This is a genomic window from Mycobacterium sp. 1274761.0 (assembly GCF_001668615.1).
In the GTDB taxonomy this organism is placed as follows: Bacteria; Actinomycetota; Actinomycetes; order Mycobacteriales; family Mycobacteriaceae; genus Mycobacterium.
On the sequence record NZ_LZMC01000090.1, the window covers coordinates 1 to 26,767 of the forward strand.

Sequence of the window (26,767 nt, forward strand, 5' to 3'; positions counted from 1 at the left end):
CGCTGCTTCGAAGGCGAGCAGACGCAGCTGACTGTGTGGGCCACCGCCGAGCCGGCGGACGTCGACGTCGCGGTGGCGGTGTCGGGTGCAACGGGGATGAGCATCGACACCGCCGAGGCTGAAACCGTTGGACGGCAGATGGTTACCGTGGCAGCCGACCGGTGGGGCCGCTACCCGATCCGCGCCACGGTCGACGTCGTCGCGCCGGGCGGGCTGCTGTCGGCCACCGCGACGTCGACGTCCGCCGGCTCGGCGGTGGCCCACACAGTCAGCTGCGTCTGCTCGCCTTCGAAGCAGCGCTGCAGTGCAGGCTCGGCGTGCACATAGACCGTCGGCACCGAGCGCTGCCATGCGATCGAACACAGCACGCCCAGCAGCGGCGCCGCGAACGCGATGAGCTGCCAGCGCGCGCCGATCAGCGCGGCGACCAGCACCACTCCCGCACATGTCGCCATCGCGCGCGCCAAAGGAGATGCGTGCCAATGCAACTCGGCTTCGATGCGTCGTGAGCCGATGATGTCTGTGCTCGTCACGTGCGGGCCCGCGGCACCGGCAGCCGCCGCAACAACTCTTCGATGACGTCGGCGCCGTGCACGCGACGCACCCACATCTCCGGCTTGAGGCTGATCCGGTGCGCCATGGTGGGAACGGCGAGCGACTTCACGTCCTCGGGGATCACATAGTCACGGCCCAGCAGCAGCGCCCGGGCGCGGGCATGTTGCACCAGGTCGAGCTCGGCCCGCGGACTGGCGCCGACAGCCACCTGCGGGTGCTGACGCGTGGCATTGGCCAGCGACACAACGTAGTGCAGAACGTCGTCGTGCACGGTCACCTGCTCCACCGACTCCCGCATGGCAATCAGATCATGGGAGTCCACAACCTGGTTCACCGTCGGCTCCGCCGATCCGCGCTCGAGGCGCCGGCGCAACATCGAGGCCTCCTCCTTCTCGGACAGGTAGCGCAGTTCCAGCCGCATCGCGAAACGATCCAGCTGCGCCTCGGGTAGCGGATAGGTGCCCTCGTACTCGATGGGGTTGTCGGTGGCCAGCACGACGAACGGCTTCGGCAGCTGATGGGTGACGCCGTCGATGCTCACCTGCCCCTCGGCCATGGCCTCGAGCAGCGCAGCCTGCGTCTTCGGGGGCGTGCGGTTGATCTCGTCGGCCAACAGCAGGTTGGTGAAGATCGGCCCCCGCCGGAACTCGAACCGGCCCGACTGCATGTCGTACACCGTCGAACCGAGCAGGTCGGCCGGAAGCAGGTCGGGTGTGAACTGCACGCGGGTGAACTCAAGCCCGAGCGCCGCGGCGAATGACCGCGCGATCAACGTCTTACCCAGGCCGGGCAGGTCTTCGATCAACACGTGCCCGCGCGCGAGCACCGACGTCAGAATCAGCGTCAACGCCCAGCGCTTGCCGACGACGACGCGCTGGATCTCGTCGAGCACCGCCTCGCAATTGGCAGTCGTCGTCGCGGCAGGTAGCGAATCGGTCATACCCGTTCCAGCCTCCTGAGGATTTCATCGAGCGCTTCCCGGCCCGGCCCGGGCACGTGCGCGTCGGTGCGGGCGATGTTCTCGGGATCCACCCACGCCCACAGCTCGTCGCCGAAGAGCATTCGGCCGGTGGCGCGGAAGCCGTCCGGGTTCTTGTTCTGCTTCTGTCCGGTCGCGATGCCGAACTGCCGCGCGAGCATCGGGCGCAGGTGCCGATCCCAGTCCGATCGTGTCGACTCCGCCCATTGGATCTGCGTCTCGGTGCGAGACAACCAGCGGCGCAAGGACTCTTCGGCGTCGTTCGCCTTGATCGGTGCTTGCGGCTCGTCGCTGAGATGCGCGAGATAGAAGCGCAGCGCCAGCAACGCCATCGCCACTGCGATTCCGATGATCACCAGCGAATACCGACGGTCGGGCATCATCATCGCCAGCGCCTGGACACCGATTATCAAACAAAGGCCCGCGGCGACAAGCTTTTTCAGTGTCATGCCACGCTCCGCAGCTCGTCGAGAACCAGCCTCAGCACCCGCACCGCCGTCTCGCGATGCGCCTCGGTCATCACGTGCGGGCTGAACCGCGCCTCCTCGAACAGCTCGACCAGTTCGGTCGCACTGTTGGCGCGTAACGCGCGATGCTCCACCGCCCGCGCCAACACCTCAGTCGGCGTATCCGATTCCCGCGGAACGATATCGGGCGAGTTCTCAAGCTGCCGCTCCATCGCGGCGTAGCACGCGATGATCGCTTCGCGCGGTTCTCGGCTCAGGTCGGCCGCTTCGGCCAGGCCGACCTCGGCGGCGCGGGCCAGTGAGCCGGACGCGGGCGCGACTGGCGCGGGCCGGTATTCGTCGGGCGGCGCCACCGGTGCGGCTCGACGCCGCTGCCGCCGCCCCGCGATCACTGCGGCGACGAACGTCAGCAACATCAGCAGCATCGTGGCTCCGGCGAGCATGGAGAACACGGTCGACGACGGATCCGGGTCGTCGGGTGGTTCGGGCGGTGGCTGCGGTGTGCCGGGCGGCGGCGGATTCGCTGTGGGTGATTGCTGCTCGAGACCCGCCGGCGAATTCAGACGGGACAGCAACGCGATCAACAACAGCCATGCGATCGCCACTGCCACCGCGACGAGAATCAGCCGCCACGTCAGCGGCCGTCGCTCCCCCGTCATCGCGCGTGGCGGTTCGCCCGGGCCGTAGCCCACCGGCCGGCGGCGGGACTGCGTGACGATCGCGATCACGATGATCGCCATCGACACCACGAGCATCGCAATGACCGCGAACAGGCTGCCGAGGCTGGTGGTCGGGCGCTCGCGAGGCGGAGGCGGCTGCGCGCCGGGCAGATATCCGTGCAGCGCCGCGGCGGCCACGATCACGAGCACGATCACGGCGACCACGCGCGGCCGATGGGCCATAACCCATCCTGGGCGCGGTCAGGTCACCGCCGCAACGGTATGGCTATATCTGCCAGTCGTTGGCGCCGTCGGGCTGGGTGTAGCTGCCCACCGAGTTCTTGATGACGACCGGGTCGCCACTGCCGAAGTTGTCGTAGAACCACTGCGCGTTGGCCGGGCTGAGGTTGATGCAGCCGTGGCTGACGTTGCGCTTGCCCTGGTCGCCGACGGACCACGGCGCACTGTGCACGAACGCGCCGCTGTTGTCGATTCGCACCGCGTCCTGAACGGTCAGCTTGTAGCCGTCGGGCGCCGTGTTGGGCACGCCGTAGGTGGCGGAATCCATCACGATCGACGCGAACTTCTCCAGCACGTAGTACGTGCCGTTCTTGGTTTCGTGCTTGCCGTCGGGCTTACCCATCGACACCGGGAATGTCTTTTCGACCTTGCCGTTGCGGGTCACGGTCATCTGATGGGCCTTGTCGTCGATCGTGGCGATCAGGGACTCGCCGGTGCGGAAGCTGGATTTGGCGCCGCTGGCGTCGATGTTCACGGTGGTGTTGGCCGGCCAGAAGTTCAGCGGCCGCCAGCGCACCTGCTTGTCGCTCATCCAATAGAACTTGCCGGGCACCGGCGGGTTGGACGAGATGTGGATCGCCTGCTCGGCCATCGGCCGGTCCACGATCGGTCGCGCGAAGTTGATGATGATCGGCTTGCCGACGCCGACCATGGAACCGTTCGTCGGGTTGAAGGACGGCGGCACGAACACCGGCTCGCCCGTATACGGCGTCGGGTTCTGGCCCGCGGGGGTGCCCTCGGGGATGGTCGTCGGCTGTGACTGCGGCGTGGCCGGAGGTGCGAACGGGTTGGGTGGCTGCGCCGCGGGATCGGCCGGCGGTGCGGGCGGAGCCACGGCGAGCGGATCGGCCGACGGCGGGTTCACTGGTGCCGGCGGGGGCGCCACCGCAGCGGCGGGGTCGACGGGCGCCTCGGGCGGCGGCGCGACGGCGGCGGGATCCGGGCCTGGCGGGGGACCGAATGGGTCGGGGGCCTCGGGATCGGCGAAGGCCAGCGGGCTGCCCAACGCCGCAGCACCGATCAGACCGACCGCGACCGTCGCGGTGACGAGCTTCCGCATCTTGCGCTGCGGCATGGAACACCTCCAGTCAAAGCTTCGACCAGTTTCGCACAGGGAGCGGGTCGGCTAACCCCGCAATGACCCTCCCCGAGCCGGACAGCTGTCCAGGAAACGCCGGTGAGCTGGTGTGTTCATCGACACGACGCGGCAGAGGTTACTTCCTGGTGGTTACCTGAACGAACTCTGAAAAGCCCGCGGACCGCTACGACGCCGCTGAACGCGACAGTCATCAGCGCCGACGACGATGCGATCATCACGGCATGACCGGCGTGCTCGTAGAGGAGACCGCCGCCCAGTGAGCCCGCCATGATCCCCACTTGGAACGCAGTGACATAGACGCTGGACGCGCCGTCGGGGTCGTCGGGTGCGGTGCGCATGGCCGCGGCCTGCAGCATCGGCGACAGCGCCGTCGAGGCCGCGCCCCACAGCACGATCGCCGCGGCGCCGAGACCGAAGTGCGGCCTTCCCGCGAGCGTCGCCAGCACCGCGAAGACGGCAGTGAGCACGGCAAGGCAGCCCCCGACCGAGGCTTGCGGGTAGCGGTCGGCCGGGCGCGCCATGACCGCCATTCCGGCCAGACCGGCGACGCCGAAACCCACCAGCAGCCACGCCAGCTGCGTGCCGCGCACGCCGACCACGTCGCGGATGATCACCACGATGAACGTGTAGGAGATGAAGTGGGCGGTGACCCCGATCAGGGTCAGCGCGCTCAGCGTCACCAATCGGCGGTCGCGGTGCGGGCGTCGGTGGGTGCGGACCGTGTCGAGGCCGGCGGCCATCGGCGGGAGTGTCGCCCTGGCGGCGACGGTCACGCCGGCAGCGGCGAGGGTGACCGCGCTGACCGCTTGCCGCCAGCCCCACAGCTCGCTCATGGCGGCTGTCAGCGGATTGCCCACGACGAGGGCCACGGTGGTGCCGACGTAGACGGCGGCCGTGGCACGACCGGTGTGCGTCGGCGGCACCAGCCGCGCGCCGATCGGGGCGATCACCGACCACATCAGCCCGTGCGTGACCGCGCACAGCACCCGGCCGCCGGCCAACACGGCGAAATTCGGAGCGAGCGCCGAAATGAGTTGCGAGGCAGTCAAACACACCAACGTGACGAGCAGGGTACGACGGCGCGACCAGTGCGCGGTGAGACGCACCAGCGGAACCGTCGTCACCGCGGCGACGAACGCGTAACTGGCCAGCAGCGTCGCGACCAACGCCTCACTCACGTCAAGGCCGGATGCGATGTCGGGCAGAGCACCCACCGGAACCATCTCGGCGGTGACGTAGACGAACGCGGCCGCCGACAGCACAGCCAGTTGCAAGGCGATTCGGGGTGACCATGTGCGGCGCGACTGGTTGTCTGGTGGAGTCGAACTTTCCGCCGTAGATAGCCCCATAGATAGAGAGGATCCGTCATGGCCGCCATTCCGCAGGGTTACGAATCGCTGCTGGAACGCCCCAATTTCGGGCACCTCGCCACCGTGAGACCCGACGGCAACCCGCAGGTGAACCCGATGTGGTTCGACTGGGACGGGGAGCTGCTGCGGTTCACTCACACGACCAAGCGGCAGAAGTTCCGCAACTTCGCGGCCAACCCGAACGTCGCGATGTCAATCGTCGACCCGGACAACCCGTACCGCTATCTCGAGGTACGCGGCGTCGTCGAGGAAATCGTCCCGGATCCGACAGGCGAGTTCTATCTGTCGCTCAACGACCGCTACAGCGGTCCGCTGACCGAGCCGCCGGCCGACAAGGCCGACCGGGTGATCATTGTGGTTCGGCCAACCGCGTACACGAAGCAGTGATCGTCGCATTCAGCGTCAGCCCCTCGGGCGGCGACGACAGTGTGGGCGTGGCCGTCGCCGAGGCGGTCCGCGTCGTCCGGGCTTCGGGATTGCCGAACGAGACCAATGCGATGTTCACCAACATCGAAGGTGAGTGGGACGAGGTGATGGCGGTCGTCAAACAGGCGGTGGAGGCCGTGGCCGCGGTTGCGCCGCGGGTGAGCCTGGTGCTCAAGGCCGACATCCGGCCGGGTTACACCGGCCAGCTAGCGGCGAAGGTGCAGCGGATCGACGAGGCGCTGGGCGGTTAGCTCTTCACCAGCCGGGCGATCGCGGCCGACGCTTCGGCCAGCTTCGCCTCGGCTTCGTCACCGCCCTCGGAAACGGCCTGGGTGACGCAGTGGCCGAGGTGCTCGTCGAGCAGGCTCAGCGCAACCGACTGCAGCGCGCTGTTGACGGCGCTGATCTGGGTGAGCACGTCGATGCAGTACTTGTCCTCGTCGATCATCTTCGCGATGCCCCGAACCTGGCCCTCGATGCGCCGAAGCCGCTTGGCGTAGCTGTCCTTATTGGACGCATACCCGTGGGTGGCAGTCATAGCTCCAGCGTACGGTACCCCGCGGGGGTATGCATATTGGTTTGGCCGGGCGAAACGAGGCGAGCATACTGGCAGGCATGCCCTCAGACTCCATCGATATCAAGCCTCGAAGCCGTGATGTCACCGACGGCCTCGAGAAGGCCGCCGCCCGCGGGATGCTGCGGGCGGTAGGCATGGAGGACGACGACTTCGCCAAGCCGCAGATCGGCGTCGGGTCCTCGTGGAATGAGATCACCCCGTGCAACCTGTCGCTGGACCGGCTGGCTAAGGCCGTCAAGGACGGCGTGCACGCCGCGGGTGGTTTCCCGATGGAGTTCGGCACCATCTCGGTGTCCGACGGCATCTCGATGGGCCATGAAGGCATGCACTTCTCGCTGGTGTCGCGCGAGGTGATCGCCGACAGCGTCGAGACCGTCATGCAGGCCGAGCGTCTCGACGGATCGGTTCTGCTGGCCGGCTGCGACAAGTCGCTGCCCGGGATGCTGATGGCCGCCGCCCGGCTCGACCTCGCCAGCGTCTTCCTTTACGCAGGCTCGATCCTGCCCGGCAAGGCGAAGCTGTCCGACGGCTCCGAGCGCGACGTGACGATCATCGACGCGTTCGAGGCGGTCGGCGCGTGTGCTCGCGGATTGATGCCGCGCGAGGACGTCGACGCCATCGAACGCGCGATCTGTCCCGGTGAAGGCGCCTGCGGCGGCATGTACACCGCCAACACGATGGCGTCGGCGGCCGAGGCGCTGGGCATGTCACTGCCCGGCAGCGCCGCGCCGCCCGCCACCGACCGCCGCCGCGACGGGTTCGCCCGCCGCAGCGGCCAGGCCGTCGTGGAGCTGTTGCGCAGAGGCATCACCGCCCGCGACATCCTCACCAAGGAGGCGTTCGAGAACGCGATTGCGGTCGTGATGGCGTTCGGCGGTTCCACCAACGCGGTGCTGCACCTGCTCGCGATCGCCAACGAGGCCAACGTCAAGCTGACGCTCGACGATTTCACCCGCATCGGGCAGAAGGTTCCGCATCTGGCCGACGTGAAGCCGTTCGGCAAGCACGTGATGTTCGACGTCGACCGCATCGGCGGTGTGCCCGTAGTCATGAAAGCGTTGCTGGACGCCGGTCTGCTGCACGGTGATTGCCTCACGGTGACCGGCGAGACCATGGCCGCCAACCTCGCTCACATCGCCCCGCCGGACCCCGACGGCAAGGTGCTGCGCGCCCTGTCGAACCCGATCCATCCGACCGGAGGCATCACTATCCTGCACGGCTCGCTGGCACCGGAGGGCGCGGTCGTGAAATCGGCCGGCTTCGACTCTGATGTGTTCGAAGGCACCGCAAGGGTTTTCGAGCGTGAGCGGGCCGCGCTCGACGCGCTGGAGGACGGCACGATCACCAACGGCGACGTCGTCGTCATCCGTTATGAGGGCCCCAAGGGCGGCCCAGGCATGCGGGAGATGCTGGCAATCACCGGCGCGATCAAGGGCGCCGGGCTCGGCAAGGAGGTGCTGCTGCTGACCGACGGACGGTTCTCGGGCGGCACCACGGGCCTGTGCGTCGGGCATATCGCGCCCGAGGCGGTCGACGGTGGACCGATCGCGTTCGTGCGCGACGGTGACCGCATCCGCCTCGACGTCGCCAAGGGCACGCTCGACGTTCTGGTGGACCCGGCCGAATTCGACGCGCGTAAGGTGGATTTCGAGCCGCTGCCTCCGACATACACCACCGGCGTGCTGGCGAAGTACACCAAGCTCGTGGGCTCCGCCGCAACCGGTGCCGTCTGCGGCTAGCCGCCCCGCCCTTCCCGCCGAGGGTGCGTGTCTGCACCTGACACGCCGCGGGATTTCAACACTCTGCGCGCGCTCACGCCGTCTCGAGTGTGCCCGCAATCAGGTGGAAGGCGGCGGATCGACTGGTGTCAGCGCTATCGGCACCGTATGGGTTCCTGGCCCCTCACCCGGGCATCCTGCGCCCTCGACAACCAGCGTCCGCACACCGAAGAAACTCCCGTCGGGATTGGGGACCCAGTAATCCGAGCGCTGGGCTGCCACGGCACTGTTGGGGTCGCTGCGATCGCAGAAGTAGGGATACTCGCCGCTGGTCGCCCAGCGGTCGCCGGTCCACCGGTACTCATAAGCCAACGGAGCACCCGGATTGCGGGCATGGTCGTCGGAGTTGTCCATGCGCACGACGCATCCGTTCACGTCACAGTTTGTGGTGAACAGGACTGGAAAGGTCTTCGAGTCCATCGGGGTCGGCGTGCCGTTGAACGTCTGCTTCGCGAAGTCGACGAACAGGTTGTAGTACCCGTACAGCGGCGGGGGTTCGACGCGGTCGGCGTGGGCGGCGGGCGAGGCGACCAACAACGCGGTTACAGCGAAGGCACTGAGCTTCACGACTTTCCGCATTGTGCCTGGGTAACATAGACGGTGCCGCACGCACCGGCGAATCGGTGAAACAGCGCTAGCTCACCATGCGGTCGATGCGCTGCAAGGCGATCGCGAGAACCGGCAAATACGCCGGCGCCCACCACGGCGCGGACATGGTGGCCCGGCATCCCGTGCCGGTCGGCTCGACACCGTGTGCTGTGGCGGGTACGCCGGCGACCGCCCACTTCCAGTGGCGGCCGGGCTCGAACTCGATGATCGTGAAGGGCAGCGCCACCCCGACGGGTGTGTACACCCGTCCGGTCGCGCCTAGCGTCAAGGTGCCGCCGTCGATCTCGCCACTCGACACTGTCGGGCCCCACTTCGGCCAGGCGTCGGTGTCGCACAGGACTTTCCACACGGCGGCGGCCGGAGCGTCGATCTGTCTGCTGATGGTGAGCATCTGCATTGCATACCCATTCGGGTGCGCGTTACGTGTTGCGTCCCCCGTTGACACCGAGGATCTGGCCCGTGATGTAGCCGGCCTCCTCCGACACCAGGAACGCACACGCCGCGGCGATGTCTTCGGGCTTGCCCATCCGGCGCACCGGTGTCATCGCGATCGTCTTCTCAACGTTGGTGAAGCCGCGGTCCTCGGCGCTGCGCAGCATCGGGGTATCGATGAAGCCCGGCGGCACCGCGTTGACGGTGACTCCCATCGGGCCGTATTCCAGCGCAAGCGATTTCGTCAGCCCGTTGACGGCGGACTTAGCGGCAACATAGTGCGCCATGCCTGCCACACCGGAGTGTGTGCTCGACGAGCTGATGTTGACGATCCGGCCCCAGCCGGCGTCGACCATGTCGGGCAGCACCGCCTGACAGCAGTGGAAGACGCCGTTGAGGTTGACGTCGACGACTCGCTGCCAGGTGTCGAACGAGATGTCCGCGAAGCGCGAGAAGCCGTCCAGCCCTGCGGCGTTCACCAGAATCGAAACGGGCCCGAGCTGGGCGCGGATCGCGTCGAGAGCAGTGTCGATCTGTCCGCGGTCGGTGACGTCGGCGGTGTAGGCGAAGTCTCCGTCGGAGCGCTGCAGGTCGATCGTGGCGACGTGGTGACCGTCGGCTTGCAGACGCTGCGCAATGGCGCGGCCGATGCCCGACGCTCCGCCGGTGACCACAGCTGTCTTCATGACCCGTTTCCTTTCCTGCGCAGCCCTAGGGTGCGCCGTCCTGTTTCTACGAGATGGGCCAACAGGTCGTCGTCGTCGAGGGTGATCCACGCCGGTCCGACGGCGCTCGAGATTCCCGCGAGTGCCACCGTGGCCCTGATGAGCCCTGCCGGTTCGTGGCCGCCGCCGGCGAGCAGCACGAGCTGGCGGTTGATCAGCTCCGCCCAGTGCGGTTGGTCACGCAGCAGCGTCGTCACGCTCGGATCGCAGGCCAGCACCGACACCAGCGCGCGATTGGCCACCGCCAACTCGACATAGCCGCGCAGCATGTGGTCGGCGCGGGCGGTGGCGCTGCGCTGCGCCTCGGCGGCCGCCACGATTCCGCTGAGCTGCTCGCGCATCGGTTCAACGACGGCGGCGAGCAGTTCTTCACGGGTGCGGAAGTGGTAGTAGATGGCGGCCTTGGTGAAGCCCATCTCGTCGGCGATCATCTGCAGCGACGTCCCCGCGAAGCTGTGCTGGGTGAACAGGTCGACGGCGACATCGACGAGGCGCTGCCGAGTGTCGGCAACGCCTGGCGCTTGCACCGCCATCTTCATACTTGCCGATCGTACAGCACGGCACTTGCCGATCGTAAAGCGAGGGCTGGCCCTAGCGCCCAACGCCCCGAAAGCCTCTTACATCTGCGCTTCAAGAGGAGGACGATGGGTTTGCAGCGATGGGTAGCACGGGGGTGAGCCGTGAATCTCAAGAAGATTCTTCTCGCAACAGCTGTCGGCGGTGCGCTGAGTGTGGGCGTGCTGGGACTGGGCGCGGCGGGTACCGCGATCGCCGCTGCCTCGCCTTTCGTCCCAGGTACACCGATGCCTCAACAAACTTATGGGCAAGACGGAGACGTTTTCGGATACGGGCCGGGATGGTTTTGGCCCGGCGACCCCATAGACGGCACCGGTGTGTGGTACGACCCAGGTCTTCCTGTCGGGCTGAATGTGCCCCCAATCAGTGTCACGTGGCCGACCCTGCCTACCGCGCCGACTCTGCCAACTGTGCCTCCGGTGACCCTGCCGACCGCGCCGACTCTGCCAACTGTGCCCACGGTGACCCTGCCTACCGCGCCGACTCTGCCAACTGTGCCTACGGTGACCCTGCCGACTCTGCCGACGGTGACGCTCCCGACTTTGCCGACGCTGCCCACCATTACCCTGCCGACGTTGTAAGCCAGCAAGCACGCAGTCGGCGCCGTCAGAATTACTTAGATCAGGTAGCGTTTGTAGGGTGAATCTCGGTCCATGGGGTGATCTCACGGTGCTGGCTGCCGTGCTGGAAATCGTGTTCGCCACTTGCGTATTCGTCTACATCAGCCGGCTGGAGCGGCGGCCGGCTCATCCGCTGGGCGAGAAGGTCGGCGCCCACAAAGAGGTGCTGGCCAAACTCCGTAAGGGGCAACCCCTCTCGCAGGACGAAGTGGACTACGCGAACGAACTCATCGCCGATGCCCGCTCGCCGCTGGCCTACGCGATTCCCGCGGCGCTGTTCACCATGGGATTCTTCTACGTGGTCGGCTGTCTGTTCATGCTGCACATCCACGGCGGCAACCCCTCGTTCCGCACGTTCATCGGCGGCATCCCGATGCTGACCTCCATGAACATGGCGGCTCAACTGAGACGGGTCGCACGCTTGAAAAACCGGCTGCCGTCGCCCGAGCCCGCACGGGCCTAGTCCCACAGGGGTAGTTGCTGCTCCTTGCGGCTCGCGGCGAACGACTGCGGGACGGGCCGCTGACGCACCCGCAGCGGCCACCAGAACCAGCGGCCCATCAGCGCCGCGATCGACGGCGTCATGAACGACCGCACGATCAGCGTGTCGAACAACAGACCCAGCGCGATCGTGGTGCCGATCTGACCGAGGATCCGCAAGTCAGCGAACAGGAATGACGCCATCGTCGCGGCGAACACCAGACCCGCTGCCGTCACCACCGCGCCCGAGCCCGCCATCGCCCGGATGATGCCGGTGTTCAGGCCGGCGTCGATCTCCTCCTTGAACCGCGATATCAGCAACAGGTTGTAGTCCGACCCCACGGCCAGCAGCAGAATCACGGCGAGCGCCAAGACGATCCAGTACAGCTCGATACCGAACAGGTCCTGCCAGATCAGGACCGACAGCCCGAACGAGGCGCCCAGCGACAGCGCCACAGTGCCCACGATGACGAACGCGGCGACGATGCTGCGCGTGATGAACATCATGACGAGCAGGATCAGGCTCAGCGCCGCAATCGCGGCGATGATCAGGTCGTATTTGGCGCCGTCCTGGATGTCCTTATACGTCGCGGCGGTACCGGCGATGTAGATCTTCGATCCGCCCAGCGGAGTCCCCTTGACGGCTTCGGAGGCGGCATGCCGGATGTTGTCGATGTGTGAAATGCCCTCGGGCGTAGCGGGATCGCCCTCGTGGGTGATGATCATGCGGGCGGCTTTGCCGTCGGGTGACAGGAACAACTTGAGCCCGCGCTGGAACTCCGGGTTGGTGAATGCCTCGGGCGGCAGGTAGAACGAGTCGTCGGTTTTCGACGCGTCATATGCCTGACCCAGCGCTGTGGAGTTCTGCAGGGCCGCCGCGGATTGATCGTTGATGCCCGAGGTGGTGGCGTAGTTGGTCATGGTCAGGTCGCGGTTGGTCTGCTGGCTGGCGATCTGTGGCGGAATCAGCGCAAGGAGCTTGGGCTGCAAGGCATCCAGCTTGGCGATGCTGCCCGAGACGTTGCCCAGTTGCTCGGTCAGCGCGTCGACGCCGTCGAGCGCGTCGAACAGCGACCGCAGCGCCGCACACATCGGGATGTCGAAACAGTGCGGCTCCCAATAGAAGTAGTTGCGCAGCGGCCGGAACTGGTCGTCGAAGTTGGCGATCTTGTCCCGCAGGTCGTTGGCCGTGGCCACCGTCTGCTGGAACGCTTTGGCCTGTTCGTCGGTGATCTCACCGGACTGCTGTTGCAGCGCGTACTGCTGGCGCAGGATGTCGATCGAATTGTTGATCACGCCAACCTGTTTGAGCAGGTCGTCGCCGCGGGCCTGTTGGAACGGCAGGTTGTTGATCTGCGACGCGCTGCTCGCGCTGATCTGGAACGGGATCGATGTGTGGTCCAGCGGCGTACCGAGCGGGCGGGTGATCGACTGGACCTGTGCGATGCCGTCGGTATGAAAGACCGCCTTGGCGACTCGCTCCAACAGGATCATATCGGTGGGGTTACGCAGATCGTGGTCGGCCTCGACCATCAGCAGTTCTGGGTTGAGCCGCGCCTGCGAGAAGTGGCGCTCGGCGGCGGTGTAGCCGACGTTGGCCGGCGCATTGGCGGGCATGTAGTGGCGGTTGTCGTAGTTCGTCTTGTAGTTCGGCAGCGCGAGCAGCCCGATGAGCGCGATGGCCACCGTGGCCACCAGCACCGGTCCCGGCCAGCGGACGATGACGGTGCCGATGCGCCGCCAGCCCTTGGTGCGCATCGGCCGGGCCGGTTCGAACAAGCCGAAGTGCCGGCCGATAACCAGGAGGGCCGGCGCCAGCGTCAGCGCCGCCACGACCGCGACCATGACGCCGATGCCGGCAGGGACGCCCAGGCTGTTGAAGTACGGCAATCGGGTGAAGGTCAGGCACAACACCGCGCCGGCGATCGTCAGGCCGGACCCCAGGATGATGTGGGCCGTGCCGTGGTACATCGTGTTGTACGCCGAGACCCGGTCTTCACCGGCGTAACGCGCTTCGTGAAAGCGGCCGAGAAGGAAGATCGCGTAGTCGGTTCCGGCGGCGATCACCAGCAGCGTCAGCAGGTTGGTCGAGTACGTCGACAGCTCGATGATGCCGGCGTTGGCGAGCACCGCAACCGTCCCGCGGGATGCGGTCAACTCGATCATCACTGTGAAAATCACGAATAACACCGTGGTGAGGCGGCGGTAGAGCCACAGCAGCATCACCGCGATCACGCCGATGGTCAGCAGGGTGGTTTTCAGCGTGCCGTGGCGGCCCACCTCGAACTGATCGGTGACCAGGGGTGCCGGCCCGGTGACGTAGGCCTTGATGCCCGGCGGCGGTGTCGTGTGGTTGACGATGTCGCGCACCGAGTCGACGGACTCGTTGGCCAGCGACTCACCCTGGTTGCCGGCGAGGTAGACCTGAACCAACGCCGCCTTGCCGTCGGCGCTTTGCGAGCCGGCCGCCGTCAGAGGATCTCCCCAGAAATTCTGGATGTGCTCGACGTGCTTGGTGTCGGCGCTGAGCTTGTCGATCAGGCCGTCGTAGTAGTGGTGGGCCTCGGCCCCGAGCGGCTGATCGCCCTCCAGCACGATCATCGCCGAGCTGTCTGAGTCGAACTCGTCGAACACCTTGCCGATGCGTTTGGCGGCCTGCAACGCGGGCGAGTCTTGCGGGCTCAGCGACACGTTGTGTGACTCGGCCACGGTCTCCAATTGCGGCACGAAGACATTCGTCACCACCGCCAAGCCCAGCCAGAACAGCGCGATCAGAACCGCGTACCGCCGGATGAAGTCCGGAAGCCGGTGACCGCTCATCCCGACTTGTCCAGACAATAGGTGAAGGCGTTCAAGGTGTTGATCGATCTTTCGTCCTTGACGACATCGTCGATCTTGATGCGGCAGCCGATCGAGTCGCTGTCACCCTGAGCCGAGACGTTGACGAAGACCGCCGGCTGGGTGGTGGTGGTGTCGTAGGACCAGGGCAGCGGGGCGGCGTCGGCCCGCCGCGGTTGAGCGTTCACGTCGGTGTAGGTGACGGTGGCGACCGTGCCCGGGGGGCCGAACACCTCCATGACCACGTGCTTGGGATTGAACGGAACGATCTCGTTGTCAGAGCCACTCGGCGTCGACGTGACGTCAGCGGAGGCGAAGATGCCGTTCAGCCGATACACAGCAAACCCGGCGACTGCGATCACACCGACCGCTACCAGCAGCATCCAGCGCCGGGCCAGTCGGCTGCTGATCGAAACCCGCTGCAAGCGTGACCCTTTCATGCGCGACGACAGGCGCCGCACGCTCGTCGAATCCTAGGAAAGCTAATCAACTAGGTTGACGGTACGACATGGGTCTGGCGGCCACAACTCCGGCCTGGCTCCGCCCCTGAAGCGCTCGTAAAGGCCGGGCAGGAATTCTGCGGGACCGCATCTCGGCGCCGGCGTCTCCGCGCTGCATGCCGCCGTTCAATCAGCCGGCTGGACGTCGCGGCTACCTGACCAGCGCCACCGCGAAGCCGTCCCAGTTCTTCGTGCCCACCGTCTGGATCGCCGCGGCATCCAGGCGCGGGTGCTCGCCGATCATGTCGAACATGGCGCGCACGGCCTTGGCCTGGTGGTCGTCGTCGGCAGGTTGGAGCACCCGGCCCATGCGAGCGATGTTGTCCACCACGATGACTGACCCCGGCTGTCCCAGCTTGACCGCCCATTCGACGTAGGCGACGTTGTTCTCCTTGTCGGCGTCGATGAAGAACATGTCGAACGTCTCGCCGCGCTCAGCGAGCCGAGGCAAGGTGTCCAGCGCGGCGCCGACGATCACCTCGATGCGGTCGGCGACTCTAGCCCTTTCAAAGTTCGCGCGGGCCACCTCCGCATGTCGCGGGTCGAACTCCAGTGTGACGACGTGGCCGTCGGCTCCGACTCCGCGCGCCAGGTTGATCGTGCTGTAGCCGGCCAGCGTCCCGATCTCCAGCACCCGCTTCGTGCCTGACATCCTCGCCAACAACTGCAGCAGCCGTCCGTGCTGCGCGGACACTTCGATGGCCGGCATGCCTTCGGCCGCAGCCGATTCGCGCGTAGCGCGTAGTGCGTCGTCTTCGGTGTGCAGCACCCGGGTGAACAACTCATCGAGCGCCTTGGGATCCGTCACGCTCCCGACGTTACCGTTCGTGCACACCCTCCTTGGCGTACACGACCCGCAGCACGTGTGCCACCTCCGGACCCATCACCGCCTCGGCGAGTTCACAGAACGTCACGACGAACTCCGGCCCGTGTGGGGGTACCGCGTCACACAGGTGGTGCGCGATCTCGTGCAGCACGACGAGTTCCCGCAGCGCCCACGTCGTCTGCCGCTCGGGCACTGCGATCACGGCTCCATGGTCACCGCGTTCATAGTGTGCGGCCGTGACACCGCGGCGGGGCCGCACGATCAGCGGTGCAACGTTCGGCCAGCGCACCCGCACCGAGCCGAGCGCGAACACGTCGTCCACATACTTCTGCACACCGTCGACGGACCCGAACCGCCCTTCCGGCGGCAGTGTCAGGTTCGTGCCGAAGAATTCGACTGATCGGTTGCCGTGTTCGGCCGCGCGGTCGAACAGGGTGCGCACGAATTCCTCTGCGGCGTAGACCTTTGCGCGTTGAGAGTCGCGGACATTCACCGGTTCAGTGCGCTGCGCGCGCCGTTGATCTCCTGGCTACCGCCGAGCCGCGCGCGACGGCCCGCCCGATCACCAGCCCGTCGCGCCGATGACGAATACCCTGCCGTGGCGCTGGTCGCCCGCCATGTCCCGCGAGCCTGAGACGTCTGCCGATAGAAGTCCTTCAGCTCGATGTCCTTGTCCCGCAGTGCGATTGCGGTGCCCGGTTGGCTCGTCTTGCCCTTGGTTGCCTCCTGCCGCGCCTGCTCACGGGCCTCTGCCAGCCGCTTGCCGATGCGGGCGCCGAATGCCAGCTGGAAGTTGATGCGGGCTGTGATCGTCGGCGTGGGCCGGTGCTCGCCCGAGGCGATGTAGGCCTCCGACGCTTTCACCATCTGCGTCACCAGGCTGGCGTAGAGCGCGTGGCTGGCGTCGATGTCCTCGGCGAAACCGTAGGCGTAGACGAACGTCGAGTTCGACGCGATGTCGCATTTGACGTCGTTGGCGCCGGCGATCAGCACGAACAGCTGCACATACGTGCGCAGCCCCCGCGCGCCCGCATTGCCGATGGTGATGGTCCGCTGCACCGGCATCTGCGCCTTGGTCCGCTGGTCGGAATGCGAACGAGCGACGGCCAGATCAATCGACGTTGCGGTGGCCAGCCGTTGCGCGGCTGCCATGAACGCTGCGGCTTCGTGTTCGTTGTCGGTGCCCTCGGCCTGACGCAGCAGGGCGGCGATGCGGGCCAGCATCTTGTCGTCAGTCATTGCGACCCAGACTAAAGCTACTTTCCGACAAACCCGTCGAGCGCGTTCACAAGCTGTGGAGAAAGCGGAGCGTCCTTCGCGAGGTTGGCGATATTGTCGCTCGGGTCGTCGCGCAGCACGTGGTTGACGCCCCTGAGTTCGACCACGGTCAGCGCGGTGTGTCCCAGCGCATCGATGAGTGGCCGCATCGTCGAGCACAGCGCTTGCCGGTCGGTGTCGGAGCACGTCAGCAGCACCGGCGTGCCCGCGGGCACCTTCGCCGCCAGCGCGACGGGGTCGATCTTGTCCGTCTCGATGACGGCCTTCACGTTGCCGGGGTTGAGGATGGCGCCCAGCCCCTCCGGAAGATCTTTCGCCACCGTGCCCTTGGTGCGGACCTCGTCGACGGCGGCCAGCCAGGTTTTCAGCGTCTCGGGGCTGGCGTCGGAGCGCACCCGGTTGGTGATGATGTCGAGATAGCGCCCGGACAGTGGCTGCAGCAGGCCGAGCGAATGGATCTTGGGCGCGCCGGGCGACGTGTCGGAGGCCAGCGTCATCGCGTGCACGGTGCCCTCGCCGACCGCATATACCGAAAGTCGGTTCTTGTCGGTGCCCGCCTGCTCGGCGAGGAAGCGGGCCGCGGCCTTGGCGCCGGCCGTGTAGACGGAACTGACGACGTCCTCGGGCCGCGCCTGATAGGGCCCGAGGCCGGTTTTACCGGTGCCGACCTTGTCGTAGCGCAGGCTGGCTTCCCCCTTGTCGGAGAGCAACTCGGCGAGCTGGCGCATGTTGCCGATCTTCCCGACGACGTTGTTGTCGCCGTTGCGGTCGGTGTGTCCGCTCTCGGAGATCAGCAACGCGGCGGGCCCAGGTGGCGCGTCGTTCTGGTGGCGGTACGTGCCATGGATGGTGAGGCCGCTGGCATCGAAGCTGACCTCGTCCTCCACCCATGGCTTGTCTTTGGCATCGTCGGACGAACAGCCGGCCGACAGCAGCGTAAGCAGCGCGAAGGCGAGGGCGACAACAGCTTTCACAGCCGTGTCTCAATCCACGACGCGACATCGTCGAGCACCGTGGCACGCTCGGGTTCGTTGAACACCTCGTGGTAGAGCTCCGGGTACACCTTGAGCTCCGCGTCCTTCGACCCGACGCACTCCATCAGGCGCCTGCTGCCGCTGACCGGGATCAACTTGTCCTGCTCGCCGTGCACGACCAGCAGCGGAGCCGTCAGCACCGGTGCGCGCTGCGGCATGGTCTCGCCGACGCCGATGAGCGCCCGGGCGATACCGGCGGGCAGCTTGCCATGATGCACCAGCGGGTCGGCGTTGTAGGCGGCGACCACCTCCGGGTCGCGCGACACAGCGTCGGTGGGGAGCTGTTCGACGGGCAGGCCGGGCAGCAGCCTGCCGAGCACCTTCGCGGCGACCATCATCACCGGCGGTACCCCGTCCTGGGCGGCGACTGCAGGGCCGGACAGCACCATTGCGGTGTAGTCGTCGGGATGTTCCACGCCGTAGGCGAAGACGACCCCGCCGCCCATACTGTGGCCGAGGACAATGCGCTTGAGCTCCGGGTACTCCGCAGCCGCGATGCCGACCAGGGCGTGGAAGTCGTCGGTGTATTCGGAGATGTTCTTCAGGTACACCCGCTTACCCCCGGAGCGGCCGTGGCCGCGCAGGTCGAGGGCATAGACCGCCAGGCCCGACTGGCCGAGTCGCTGCGCGACGTGGTCGTATCGGCGGGCGTGTTCGGCGTAGCCGTGACACAACACGACCAGACCACGGCAGTCCTCTTCGGGTTCCCATACGTCGTAGACGATGCGGACGCCGTCGACGCCCTCGAAGGACCGCTCGTAGCGACTACTGGCCATCAGCGCAGAGTAGCTAACCCGGCCGAACGGATAGCCATGAGTTGTCGGCGGTACTGCGTAAGCTCGGCGGCGTGAGTGTGCTCGCCGAGAGCTACGGACCGGCTGACTCAGAAAATTCGGCCGCCGATGCTGATGAATTCCTGACCGAAGCGCAGCGCTACCGACGCGAGTTGCTTGCGCACTGCTACCGGATGACTGGCTCTATTCACGACGCCGAGGATCTGGTTCAGGACACATATCTGCGCGCGTGGAAGTCCTACAAGGGCTTCCAAGGCAAATCGTCGGTGCGGACCTGGCTTTATCGCATCGCGACCAACACCAGCCTGACGGCGCTCGAGGGCAAGCAGCGGCGGCCGCTGCCGACGGGCCTGGGCCAGCCGAGCGCCGACCCCGCCGCTGAACTGACGCGCCCCGAGGTCAGCTGGCTGGAACCGCTGCCGGACACTGCGGACGACCCTTCCGATCCGTCGGTGATCGTCGGCTCGCGGGAGTCGGTCCGGCTTGCGTTCGTTGCGGCTCTTCAGCATTTGTCGCCGCGGCAGCGGGCGGTGCTGGTGCTGCGCGAGGTGCTGCAGTGGAAGGCCGCCGAGGTCGCCGACGCGATCGGGACGTCGACGGCCGCGGTCAACAGCCTGTTGCAACGGGCGCGCGCGCAACTCGACGCCGCGGGTCCCAGCGAGAACGACACGCTGGACGCGCCGGACTCCCCCGAGACCAAGGACCTGCTGGACCGCTACATCGCGGCGTTCGAGGCGTACGACATCGACAAGCTTGTGGAGATGTTCACCGAGGAGGCGGTGTGGGAGATGCCGCCGTTCGACGGCTGGTATCAGTCGCCGGCGGCCATCAAGGCGTTGATCAAGAAGCACTGTCCCGCCGAGAAGGCCGGCGACATGCGGCTGCTGCCGACGACGGCCAACGGCCAGCCCGCCGCGGGGTTATATATGCGCAACAAGGACACGGGTGTGCACGAGGCGTTCCAGTTTCATGTGATCGATGTGACGGGCCAAGCCGTAGCGCATGTCGTCGCGTTCGGCGACGCCACGCTGTTCGAAAAATTTGGCCTACCCGCCTCGCTATAGCCCGCGAGATCAGACTTATGCCACGAATTTCGCTGTTTGCCGTGAAACAAGTCTGATTTCGCCCCGCCAACCTGCCTGCCGTAATGCGTCGACGACCCGGGCGATGACAACACCTGGCCGGTTGCGAAGCAATTCGCTGCTGACACGGACGATGAGCCAGCCGCCGGCGGCGAGTTTGGCCCATCGATCGATGTCCCACGTCCGCTGCCTGGGATCGAGCCAGTGCTGGGCCCCGTCGTACTCGACTCCCACCTTCCACTGCTCCCAGCCCATGTCGATCCGCGCATAAGGAAACCCGAACTCGTCGACGACCGCGATTTGTGTCTGGGGCGTTGGCAAGCCGTTTCGAACGAGCAGCAAGCGGGTGCGCGATTCCTGCGGAGACTCGGCGCCGCCGTCCATCAAGTCGAGCGCCTGGCGCAGTTGAACGATTCCTCGTGCGCCACGATGACGCGCAACCACCGGATCAATGTCGCCGCGAACGAGTCCCGTCGCGCGAGCGAGCGCGTCGAGCCGGACGACTGCTTGCGTCAGGTTCCCTCGACGTCCGAGGTCGTACGCGGTGCGGGCCGGTGTAGTAGTCGGCATGCTCTCCACGACGCAGTACTCGTCATCGGCCAACCTGTCGCGACGAATGAGAATTCCGTCCACCTCATCCCCGGTGCGAATGAGCTCGGCGGGTAGATCCGGATCAATCCACAACGAACCATGCATCGCCGCTGCCGAAAGCCCGGCCAAGGTGGCGTTGCGTCCGGACCAGAGCCACGCAGCCTTCGCGCGGGATCGCGCGGTCAGCTGGGTCCCTTTCCTGACATACACGTTGCGATATACCGCTGTGTACTGGCGGCTCAGCTGCCGTCGGCTCATCCCTGCTGCCACAGCTTCGGTACCGATGAAAGGTTCTGCTGTCTCGTCCATGGCTCGACGCTCGCCGAGGGCGCCGACATCGCCCGGTCAGATCAGACTTATGGCACGTAAACCTGTGGATAAGCGTGCTGGAACCTGATTTCACGCCGTCGCTACCCTGGGGTTCATGACGGCACCCGTCGACATCCGCCGCGCGAACCAACGCGGAACCAGCACGACGGACTGGCTGAACTCCAGGCACTCGTTCTCGTTCGCGAGCTATTACGACCCCTCCAACACCCACCACGGGCTGCTGCTGGTCAACAACGACGACATCGTCGCGCCGGCCGCCGGGTTTGATACCCACCCGCACCGCGACATGGAAATCGTCACGTGGGTGCTGCACGGGGCACTGGAACACCGCGACTCGATGGGCAACTCGGGCGTGATCTTTCCGGGGCTGGCGCAGCGGATGTCAGCGGGGACCGGTGTGCTGCACTCGGAGAAGAACGGGTCCGTCAGCGAGCGGGTGCATTTCATACAGATGTGGCTGGCGCCCGACGAGTCGGGCATCGAACCCGGGTACCAGCAGGCTGAGATCGACGACGCGCACCTCGCCGGGGGCCTGACGACCATCGCGTCGGGGCGCAGCGACGACGCGGCGATCAGCATCCACAACAAGAACGCCACGTTGCACGCAGCGCGACTGCAGCCGGGCGACACGGTTGCTCTGCCGGATGCGCCGTTCGTGCACCTGTTCGTGGCTCGCGGCGCCGTCACACTCGAAGAGGCCGGGTCGTTGAGCGAGGGTGACGCCGTCCGGTTCACCGCTGCGGGTGGTCGGCGGGTGACGGCGACCGAGCCGTCAGAGCTTCTGGTGTGGGAGATGCATGCGGATTTGGCTGGGGCGTAACACGATAGCCTCCGCACTGGTCGGCGTCGCGCTTCTGGCCGGGTGCTCGTCGGAGCCGCCGCAACCGCAGGCACCACCATCGACACCGTCGAACAACCTTGTGTCGGCTCCTGTCGACGTCCCCGCCCGGTTCGCCCAAGCCCCGTTCGACGAGCCGCGGCACGCGATGATTCCCGGGGGATGGTCACTTTCGGTATGGGCCCGCATACCGAAAGCCCGGCTGGCAGTGTGGACGCCGGACAAAGCGCTACTCGTGTCGGTGCCGGCGACCGGACAGATCGTGAAGCTGACGCCGAAACCCGATGCGGCACCAGACCAATCGGTCTTGCTCGACGGGCTTGAACAACCGCACGGGATGGCGTTTGCCGGGTCGACACTCTATGTCGCCGAGAGCGACCAGATCGACGCATACGACTACGCCGGCGGCGCCGCGGTCAACCGCCGCACCATCGCCGACGATCTTCCCGACGCACGCAGCCCCGAACTGCGCGGTGCCTATGCGCACGCGCTGAAAAGCGTTGCGGTTGGCCATGATGGCGCGGTGTACTTCTCGATCGGATCGACAGGCAACGTTTCGGCCGAAGATCGCGACGCCGATCCGCCGCGCGCCACCATCATGTGGATCCCGCCGGGCGGTGGTCGGGCCCGGCCCTTCGCGACCGGAGTTCGCAATGGAACGGGCCTGGCCGTCGCGCCGGATGGTTCAGTGTGGACCGCGGTCAACAACCGCGACAACGCCCCGGACCCCCGCGGCAATGTCGACATGCGTTACGTCAACGATCATCCGCCGGAGTCTTTGGCACGGCTGACGCCGGGCCGTGAAATGGGTTGGCCCTTCTGCAATCCCGAGGGTGGGCCGTCGAACTTGCCGTTCATCCGCGACATGTCGACCAACCGCGACGGGTCGCGGATGGATTGCGCCGCGTTGTCGCCGGTGGAGCAGAGCCTGGGCGCCCACGCCGCACCGCTGGGACTCGCTTTCACCACCGGGTTGCTGCCGCCACCGTATGCAAACGGCGCGTTGGTCGGCGTACACGGCTCATGGAACCGGCAGCCGCCGCAGGCGCCGGAGGTATCTTTCTTTGCTTGGCGGGCGGGGACTTTGGGCAACCAGCAGACGCTCGTCGGAGGATTTCAGGCCGACGACGGCTCCAGATGGGGCCGCCCGGTCGCGGCTGTCCCCGGACCGGACGGCGCCGTCTACATCACCGATGATGACGCGGGCGCTGTTTACCGCCTCACCCCGCGCGGCCGCTAACGCGTCGTCGGCGTCCTGGTGCCGCGACGACCGGTGATGCCCACGTAAATCGCGATCAGGATGATCGCCACGATGATCCCGACGAGGAACGGGATGATCTCGAAGCCGCCATTGGAGTTCTGATAACCCAGCTGATACGTCAGCCACGTCCCGATGAACGCGCCCAGTGCGCCGAGGACGATCGTCATGATCACGCCGATGTTCTGCTTACCGGGCATAATGAGCCGCGCCAGCGCGCCGACGATCAAACCGACGACCAACGCGCTGAGAATCGTTCCGATCATGTTTGCTCCTTAGTTGAGGGACCGACCCACACCGGATTACCCCTCGACGCCGGTTTCCACGCCCCGCGCGAGCGATATCGGATCGTGACTGTCGCGTTACGGAAGTTGACTGTGAGGTTGGTGTGATGGGGAGGTCTCGTTTCCGCGCTTCGAATGAGGTCAAACCGTGCCAACACCAGCCGCTCCAAGCCGGGTGCGGTTTCTGGCGTACGCCGCCGCGCTAGTGCTGGTGACGGCGCTGTCGGCGACAGCCGCGCCGGTGGCACGCGCCGACGGCCGAGCCTTGCTCGCAGGCGCGATCGCCAACACACAAGGGTCATACCTCGTCTACAACTTCGGCGACGGCCACCCCGCACCCATGCTCAACGCCGGCGGCAATTGGTATGAGATGAACAGCGGCGGGCACTTGATGACGATCAAGAACGCGTCAGACCGACTGAAACCCCGCTTGCTGGTCGACAGTCACCAGGGCTACCAATCGCGCTGCGAGCGGACCGCGGGCGCGCGCACCGGCGAAGGATTGTGGCAGGCCTCCGAGGTCTATTCGCCACTGGAGGCGTGGCAGGCGCTCGGCCAGCCGACGATCGCCATCAACGCGAACTTCTTCGACGTGCGCGGCCAGAAGGGCGGGTCGTGGCGCGACACCAAATGCAGTTCGCCACTAGGCGCCTACGTCGACAACACCAGCGGCCAGGGCAGGGCCAACGCCGCGGTGACGGGCACGCTGGCCTATGCAGGTAAGCAGGGGTTGTCCGGTGGTGACGAGCAGTGGGCCGCGCTGGCGACGATGATCCTCCCGTCCGGCGGTGCGCCCTATGTCGTCATGCCCAAGGGCCCCAACGACTATGACGCCGCATCGCCAGAAATCCAGAAGCTGCTCGACCAGAACGCCAAGTTCGTCGCCGTTGCGGGCCTGGGCCTGTTGGCTCCCGGTGACAGCGGCCAACTCAACGACGCAGGACCGAGCGCCGCCCGTACGGCGTTGGCCTACAACCGAACCAACGATCAGCTGTATGTGTTCCAGGGCGGCAGCTACACACCCGACCAAATTCAGGACCTGTTCCGCGGGCTTGGCTCTGACACCGCGCTGCTGCTGGACGGCGGCGGGTCGTCGGCCATCGTGCTGAGACGGGACACTGGCGGAATGTGGAGTGGTGCAGGCGTTCCCAAAGGCAGCTGCGACACCCGGCAGGTGCTGTGCGATTCACGCGAACGCGCACTTCCGAGCTGGCTCGCGTTTGTCTGACCCGCCGATGCCGGAGATGACACGCCGCACGATGTTGCGGCTGGGCGCGGGACTCGCCGGTGCATATGCGCTGGACCCGGTGTGGCAGTTGGGGTTGGCGACCGCGGCGGGCGCTCCCCCCGCCGACCCGCCGTCACCCTCCTCGGCGGGCGGGTTACCGACGATGCTGACGGGGTCGTTCGTCTCGACGGCCCGCGGTGGAATCGAGACGAAGTGGGCCATCGCGCTCCCACCGGGCCGGTTCACCCGACCACTGCGGACCGTCATCGCGCTGCATGGCCGCGACATGGATGCCGAGGGCGTGATGGCCATGGGTGTGGAAGCGGGCCTGGCGGAGTTGGCGAAAGCGGGCTACCCGCCGTTCGCGGTGGTGTCCGTCGACGGGGGCAACGGGTGGTGGCACCGTCGCGTTACCGGTGAGGACTCAGGGGCGATGGTCCTCACCGAGCTGCTGCCGATGTTGGCGGCCAAGGGTCTGGACACGTCGCGGGTGAGTTTCATCGGCTGGTCGATGGGCGGCTACGGCGCGCTGTTGCTCGGCGGGGCGTTGGGGCCGAAGCGAACCGCGGCGATCTGTGCGGTAGCACCCGCGCTCTTCACCGACTATTCCGAGGCCCTCCAGGAACGCGCGTTCGACGGCCCGGCGGACTGGATCGCCTACTCGGTATACGGCACGCCTTCCCTGTCGGATATCCCGCTGCGCATCGACTGCGGCGACAACGACCGCTTCTATGACGCCACCAAACAGTTCGTGTCGTCGTTGCGCCGGCCGCCGTCGGGTGTGTCGTTCGTCGGTGGTCACGACGTGGCGGCGTGGCGGGAGAAGCTACCGCGTGAGTTGGCCTGGCTGGCGAGATAGCGCGTTGATCCTCGGGCCGATCACCACGTCGTGAGACGATCGTGGCTCGAGTGAATTACCTTGCCACTACGCCCAGCACTGCCTCCCGACGCGGCGCCCCTGCGAACGGGCGAGGACCTCTGCTGAAGAGGCAGTTCCGCCACGACATCGAAGGGTTGCGAGCCGTCGCGGTCATCGCGGTGGTGCTGTTCCACGCAGGGCTACCCGGGGCCAGTGGCGGGTTCATTGGTGTCGACGTCTTCTTCGTCGTCTCCGGATTTCTGATCACCGGGATGTTGTGGCGTGAGGCGTCGAGTACCGGAACGGTGCGGATGGCCAAGTTCTACGCCGCGCGGGCGCGCCGATTGCTGCCTGCCGCGATCACGGTGCTCGTCGCGACGTGCACCGCATCGGCGATGCTGCTGCCACCCCTTCAGGCGCGCAGCGTTCTCGGCGACGGTATCGCGAGCGCACTGTATGTCGGCAACTACCGATTGGCGATCGAGGGCACCGACTACCTGAGCGCTGATGCCTCGCCATCACCGCTGCAGCACTACTGGTCGCTCGGGGTGGAGGAGCAGTTCTATCTGCTGTGGCCGGCACTGATCGTCGGTATCGCATGGCTATTCACGCGCTTGGCCCGGCGACCGACGCTGTGGCCGCCGGTCGCGATGCTCGCCGTGCTGGCGGTGCTGTCGTTCGTTGGGTCTGTCGTCTGCACGGACAACTGGCCGTCGTGGGCGTTCTTTTCGCTGCCGACGCGGGCGTGGGAGCTGGCGGTCGGCGGGCTGGTGGCGTTGACCACCGGTGTGTGGCGGCACCTGCCGGGCCCGTCGGCTGCGCTGGTGGGTTGGGGCGGACTGGCGCTGATCGTGGTCACCTGCACACAGATCGGCGAGGACACGCCGTATCCGGGCACGACGGCGCTGTTGCCGGTGCTTGGCACGGTGCTCGTGATCGGCGCGGGTTGTGCAACACCGGATCTGGGTGTCGGACGCTTCCTGTCGAAGCCGGCGATGCGGTCGGTCGGTCGGTTGTCGTACTCGTGGTACCTGTGGCACTGGCCGGTTTTGCTGCTGGCGCCTTTCGTGTTCGGCGCAGCGCTCGGCTTGGCCGCCCGGTTGGCGATGATAATGGTGTCGTTCGGGCTGGCGATCCTGACTCTGCACCTCGTCGAGAACCCGGCGCGGTTCGTGCCGGCGTTGACGTCGTCAGCGAACCGCAGCTTGGCAGTCGGCGGCGGGCTGACGGGAGCGGCGGTCGGTGCGTGCCTGGTACTGCTCCTCGTCACGCCGGTGCCGCACGGCCACGGCGTCGCGGCCGCTCCCGTCACACCGACGACTGCTGCGCCACGTGCGGTCCTGCCACCGCCGTCGGTGCGCGATCAGGTGGTGGC

General features: G+C 66.6%; 29 protein-coding genes and 1 pseudogene. 10 read left to right on the plus strand and 20 right to left on the minus strand.

The genetic code is table 11. From position 1 onward, the window contains the following. Nucleotides 1-227: 227 nt before the first annotated feature. The 6 genes and pseudogenes from A5651_RS26090 to A5651_RS19150 form a co-directional block, all read right to left on the minus strand. Nucleotides 228-455 (minus strand): annotated as a pseudogene (locus A5651_RS26090) (DUF58 domain-containing protein); the annotation flags it as partial. A gap of 74 nt (nt 456-529) precedes the next feature. Then, a complete protein-coding gene (locus A5651_RS19130) occupies nt 530-1,495 on the minus strand; it encodes a MoxR family ATPase (RefSeq protein ID WP_066984457.1) in 966 nt (321 codons plus the stop codon). After that, nucleotides 1,492-1,977: a hypothetical protein gene (locus tag A5651_RS19135; protein WP_066984529.1), complete on the minus strand. Its 486-nt coding sequence runs from the start codon at nt 1,975-1,977 to the stop codon at nt 1,492-1,494. The genes A5651_RS19130 and A5651_RS19135 overlap by 4 nt, the downstream gene beginning before the upstream one ends. A gap of 2 nt (nt 1,978-1,979) precedes the next feature. Next, nucleotides 1,980-2,903, minus strand: coding sequence for a DUF4129 domain-containing protein (locus A5651_RS19140; protein WP_066984460.1), 924 nt, complete (start codon nt 2,901-2,903; stop codon nt 1,980-1,982). A gap of 43 nt (nt 2,904-2,946) precedes the next feature. Further along, nucleotides 2,947-4,035, minus strand: a complete 1,089-nt coding sequence (locus A5651_RS19145) for a L,D-transpeptidase family protein (protein WP_066984463.1) — start codon at nt 4,033-4,035, stop codon at nt 2,947-2,949. Nucleotides 4,036-4,151: 116 nt separating this feature from the next. After that, nucleotides 4,152-5,408 (minus strand): MFS transporter, encoded by a 1,257-nt coding sequence (locus tag A5651_RS19150; protein WP_066984466.1) that lies wholly within the window; start codon nt 5,406-5,408, stop codon nt 4,152-4,154. An 18-nt stretch (nt 5,409-5,426) separates the two neighbouring features. Here A5651_RS19150 and A5651_RS19155 point away from each other — a divergent pair, with 18 nt between their 5' ends. Together A5651_RS19155 and A5651_RS19160 are read left to right on the plus strand one after the other, a co-directional pair. Continuing rightward, the gene (locus A5651_RS19155; RefSeq protein WP_066984469.1) at nt 5,427-5,816 is read left to right on the plus strand and encodes a PPOX class F420-dependent oxidoreductase; all 390 of its coding nucleotides are present in this window, start codon (nt 5,427-5,429) and stop codon (nt 5,814-5,816) included. After that, nucleotides 5,813-6,106 (plus strand): thiamine-binding protein, encoded by a 294-nt coding sequence (locus A5651_RS19160; protein WP_066984472.1) that lies wholly within the window; start codon nt 5,813-5,815, stop codon nt 6,104-6,106. Before A5651_RS19155 ends, A5651_RS19160 begins: the two co-directional genes overlap by 4 nt. On the opposite strand, the gene A5651_RS19165 is transcribed toward A5651_RS19160, so the two are convergent. Further along, complete coding sequence (locus A5651_RS19165; protein WP_066984475.1) at nt 6,103-6,393, minus strand: metal-sensitive transcriptional regulator; 291 nt, start codon at nt 6,391-6,393, stop codon at nt 6,103-6,105. The genes A5651_RS19160 and A5651_RS19165 overlap by 4 nt on opposite strands. Nucleotides 6,394-6,470: 77 nt before the next feature. Between A5651_RS19165 and ilvD the strand changes: the two genes are divergently transcribed. After that, nucleotides 6,471-8,171 (plus strand): dihydroxy-acid dehydratase, encoded by a 1,701-nt coding sequence (ilvD, locus tag A5651_RS19170; RefSeq protein ID WP_066984478.1) that lies wholly within the window; start codon nt 6,471-6,473, stop codon nt 8,169-8,171. 99 nt (nt 8,172-8,270) lie between these two features. Here ilvD and A5651_RS19175 read toward each other — a convergent pair whose 3' ends face one another. From A5651_RS19175 to A5651_RS19190, 4 genes are read right to left on the minus strand one after another with little or no spacing between them, the layout of a single operon-like run. Beyond that, entirely contained in the window at nt 8,271-8,789 is a 519-nt protein-coding gene (locus A5651_RS19175) for a hypothetical protein (RefSeq protein WP_066984482.1), read from the minus strand. 55 nt (nt 8,790-8,844) lie between these two features. Next, complete coding sequence (locus A5651_RS19180; RefSeq protein WP_066984532.1) at nt 8,845-9,210, minus strand: SRPBCC family protein; 366 nt, start codon at nt 9,208-9,210, stop codon at nt 8,845-8,847. 28 nt (nt 9,211-9,238) lie between these two features. After that, nucleotides 9,239-9,937 carry an SDR family NAD(P)-dependent oxidoreductase gene (locus A5651_RS19185; RefSeq protein WP_066984485.1) on the minus strand — a complete coding sequence of 233 codons (699 nt, stop codon included), beginning with the start codon at nt 9,935-9,937 and terminating at the stop codon, nt 9,239-9,241. Further along, a complete protein-coding gene (locus A5651_RS19190) occupies nt 9,934-10,515 on the minus strand; it encodes a TetR/AcrR family transcriptional regulator (protein WP_082943857.1) in 582 nt (193 codons plus the stop codon). Before A5651_RS19190 ends, A5651_RS19185 begins: the two co-directional genes overlap by 4 nt. 676 nt (nt 10,516-11,191) lie before the next feature. Between A5651_RS19190 and A5651_RS19195 the strand changes: the two genes are divergently transcribed. Next, nucleotides 11,192-11,635, plus strand: coding sequence for a hypothetical protein (locus A5651_RS19195; RefSeq protein ID WP_066984488.1), 444 nt, complete (start codon nt 11,192-11,194; stop codon nt 11,633-11,635). Here A5651_RS19195 and A5651_RS19200 read toward each other — a convergent pair. The 7 genes from A5651_RS19200 to A5651_RS19230 form a co-directional block, all read right to left on the minus strand. Continuing rightward, entirely contained in the window at nt 11,632-14,472 is a 2,841-nt protein-coding gene (locus A5651_RS19200; protein WP_066984491.1) for an RND family transporter, read from the minus strand. The genes A5651_RS19195 and A5651_RS19200 overlap by 4 nt on opposite strands. After that, entirely contained in the window at nt 14,469-14,942 is a 474-nt protein-coding gene (locus A5651_RS19205) for an MmpS family transport accessory protein (RefSeq protein WP_231988751.1), read from the minus strand. The genes A5651_RS19200 and A5651_RS19205 overlap by 4 nt, the downstream gene beginning before the upstream one ends. A gap of 199 nt (nt 14,943-15,141) precedes the next feature. Next, nucleotides 15,142-15,798 carry an O-methyltransferase gene (locus tag A5651_RS19210; RefSeq protein ID WP_066984494.1) on the minus strand — a complete coding sequence of 219 codons (657 nt, stop codon included), beginning with the start codon at nt 15,796-15,798 and terminating at the stop codon, nt 15,142-15,144. Between the two features lie 10 nt (nt 15,799-15,808). Further along, the gene (locus A5651_RS19215; RefSeq protein WP_066984497.1) at nt 15,809-16,309 is read right to left on the minus strand and encodes a TIGR04338 family metallohydrolase; all 501 of its coding nucleotides are present in this window, start codon (nt 16,307-16,309) and stop codon (nt 15,809-15,811) included. Beyond that, nucleotides 16,306-17,055 (minus strand): DUF2786 domain-containing protein, encoded by a 750-nt coding sequence (locus A5651_RS19220; RefSeq protein WP_066984500.1) that lies wholly within the window; start codon nt 17,053-17,055, stop codon nt 16,306-16,308. Before A5651_RS19220 ends, A5651_RS19215 begins: the two co-directional genes overlap by 4 nt. Nucleotides 17,056-17,072: 17 nt before the next feature. Beyond that, on the minus strand, nt 17,073-18,068 hold the full coding sequence (locus tag A5651_RS19225; RefSeq protein ID WP_066984504.1) for a hypothetical protein: 996 nt from the start codon (nt 18,066-18,068) through the stop codon (nt 17,073-17,075). Beyond that, on the minus strand, nt 18,065-18,904 hold the full coding sequence (locus tag A5651_RS19230; protein ID WP_066984507.1) for an alpha/beta hydrolase: 840 nt from the start codon (nt 18,902-18,904) through the stop codon (nt 18,065-18,067). The genes A5651_RS19225 and A5651_RS19230 overlap by 4 nt, the downstream gene beginning before the upstream one ends. Before the next feature lie 41 nt (nt 18,905-18,945). On the opposite strand from A5651_RS19230, the gene A5651_RS19235 reads away from it, so the two are divergent. Next, nucleotides 18,946-19,986: a sigma-70 family RNA polymerase sigma factor gene (locus A5651_RS19235; protein ID WP_066984510.1), complete on the plus strand. Its 1,041-nt coding sequence runs from the start codon at nt 18,946-18,948 to the stop codon at nt 19,984-19,986. Nucleotides 19,987-20,001: 15 nt separating this feature from the next. Here A5651_RS19235 and A5651_RS19240 read toward each other — a convergent pair whose 3' ends face one another. Then, nucleotides 20,002-20,904: an endonuclease domain-containing protein gene (locus tag A5651_RS19240; RefSeq protein WP_066984513.1), complete on the minus strand. Its 903-nt coding sequence runs from the start codon at nt 20,902-20,904 to the stop codon at nt 20,002-20,004. Between the two features lie 115 nt (nt 20,905-21,019). Between A5651_RS19240 and A5651_RS19245 the strand changes: the two genes are divergently transcribed. Beyond that, nucleotides 21,020-21,745, plus strand: a complete 726-nt coding sequence (locus A5651_RS19245) for a pirin-like bicupin family protein (protein WP_066984516.1) — start codon at nt 21,020-21,022, stop codon at nt 21,743-21,745. Next, the gene (locus A5651_RS19250; protein WP_066984519.1) at nt 21,723-23,003 is read left to right on the plus strand and encodes a sorbosone dehydrogenase family protein; all 1,281 of its coding nucleotides are present in this window, start codon (nt 21,723-21,725) and stop codon (nt 23,001-23,003) included. Before A5651_RS19245 ends, A5651_RS19250 begins: the two co-directional genes overlap by 23 nt. Here the strand turns inward: A5651_RS19250 and A5651_RS19255 are convergent. Further along, nucleotides 23,000-23,287 (minus strand): GlsB/YeaQ/YmgE family stress response membrane protein, encoded by a 288-nt coding sequence (locus A5651_RS19255; RefSeq protein WP_066984522.1) that lies wholly within the window; start codon nt 23,285-23,287, stop codon nt 23,000-23,002. The two genes, A5651_RS19250 and A5651_RS19255, sit on opposite strands and share 4 nt — an antisense overlap. 193 nt (nt 23,288-23,480) lie before the next feature. Here A5651_RS19255 and A5651_RS19260 point away from each other — a divergent pair, with 193 nt between their 5' ends. From A5651_RS19260 to A5651_RS19270, 3 genes are all read left to right on the plus strand, one after another. After that, nucleotides 23,481-24,533: a phosphodiester glycosidase family protein gene (locus A5651_RS19260; RefSeq protein WP_369803975.1), complete on the plus strand. Its 1,053-nt coding sequence runs from the start codon at nt 23,481-23,483 to the stop codon at nt 24,531-24,533. Nucleotides 24,534-24,540: 7 nt separating this feature from the next. Next, nucleotides 24,541-25,392, plus strand: coding sequence for an alpha/beta hydrolase-fold protein (locus tag A5651_RS19265; protein WP_066984525.1), 852 nt, complete (start codon nt 24,541-24,543; stop codon nt 25,390-25,392). Between the two features lie 50 nt (nt 25,393-25,442). Further along, nucleotides 25,443-26,767, plus strand: a 1,325-nt coding sequence (locus A5651_RS19270; protein WP_156663070.1) for an acyltransferase, incomplete at its 3' end; no start/stop codon positions are given.